The following is a 956-nucleotide window of genomic DNA, read 5'->3' on the forward strand; positions in this document are numbered from 1 at the left end:
TCAAGATTTGTCGACGGATCAATCACAAGAATTCGAGAGGTCTGCGGAACAAAAGATGAATCTTGGCCATTTAATAGAACGTACAGCAATCCATCTTTCACAAAACCATCCGATGCTCCGATTCCATTTCCAAAGCTATATTTCGAATAGTCTAAGCGATCTACGATAAAATCACTTTGTTGATTACTATCAGTAACGCTTGGATTAATCTCAATAATCTCATCAGTACCAAAAGGTAAAACATAAGCCTGTGTTTCAGATACAAACACCACCGTATATGGGTTTGGATTATCGCTATCATCCTTAGCCACAGAGTATTCCCAAATTGGGTTCTCGGCATCATCAAATGAGAATTTCGCTAAGTTGTTAATCCCGAAACGCCCCATGCGATAGAAATGATCGCCAAATGTTAGAAAGCGTACATCAGATAAATCTTGAGCAGCATAATCCGAAGATATTTCGTAAGCTGGGATTGTATCAGTAAACTGAACAGCGCTTGATGTAAAGTCTGCTGATACCGTGGAAATTACCGCGCAGTCAAAACAGTCGACAGAGTTGTCAGTTGAATCACTACTTGAACATGCGCCAAGAAATGCCGAAATAGATACTAATGCGGTCGCTTTTATTAATTGTCTAGCATTCATTTTTTCAGTTCCTTTAATTGAAGGTATAGCTATAGGTTAGGAAAGCTCGTCGTCCCGGACCCGGGTAACGATTAAAATCTTCGATTCTTTCGTCTGTAATATTTACTAAGGAAAGCCTTGCGTTGTGCTGACCCAAACGGCGCTCGATACTAACGTTAATCTGTTCATTTGTTGGCATCTCTGCAGACGCACTTCGATCATAATAACCACCATCTTGGCGTTGATACTCCAAATTTAGCTTGTAGTCGAACACCGACAATTCATTTGAAATAGTCGCGGCAGATTCATACACGCCAGCGAGAGAGTTCCCCT

2 protein-coding genes are annotated in these 956 nt (G+C 40.9%); both read right to left on the bottom strand.

The window, feature by feature from the left end; translation table 11 throughout:
* Positions 1–644 (bottom strand): hypothetical protein (locus A3738_RS05085; protein ID WP_156503973.1); only part of this gene is annotated, 644 nt, incomplete at its 3' end.
* A gap of 13 nt (positions 645–657) precedes the next feature.
* A partial coding sequence (locus tag A3738_RS30585; protein WP_197473605.1) for a TonB-dependent receptor occupies positions 658–956 on the bottom strand: 299 nt, incomplete at its 5' end.

The organism is Oleiphilus sp. HI0066 (genome assembly GCF_001635725.1).